1 protein-coding gene is annotated in these 377 nt (G+C 66.3%); it reads left to right on the top strand.

From position 1 onward, the window contains the following. The coding region (locus OO71_RS45955) for an ROK family protein (protein WP_033296439.1) at positions 1-377 on the top strand (377 nt) is incomplete at both ends.

Below are 377 nucleotides of genomic sequence, written 5' to 3'. Positions count from 1 at the left end.
GGGGGCGAGTGGGGCGGCGGGGGAGATCAGTCATTCGCGGTCGTCGGGGCGGTCGGTGATTCATTGCTGGTGTGGTACGCCGGATTGTCTGGAGTCGGTCGCCGGTGGGGCGGCGATCGTCGCGCGGTTGCAGGAGGAGGGGTACGACATCGGGGGGACGACCGACCTCGTGGCGCTGGCGAGTGCGGGGGATGCTCGCACGATTGCGTTGTTGCGTGAGGCGGGTGGGTTGATCGGTGAGGTGTTGTCGTATGTGGTCAATTTCCTGAATCCGGATCTGGTGACGTTCGGGGGGCAGTTGTCGGTGGTGCAGCCGTTTGTGGCGGCGATCCGGGGTGCGGTGTTCCAGCAGTGTCTTCCGGTGGTGACCGACGCGC

It is taken from the genome of Amycolatopsis jejuensis (assembly GCF_000717335.1).
In the GTDB taxonomy this organism is placed as follows: domain Bacteria; phylum Actinomycetota; class Actinomycetes; order Mycobacteriales; family Pseudonocardiaceae; genus Amycolatopsis; species Amycolatopsis jejuensis.
The sequence above is the reverse complement of the archived record's forward strand: the minus strand, read 5'-3'. Positions and strand labels throughout refer to the sequence as shown.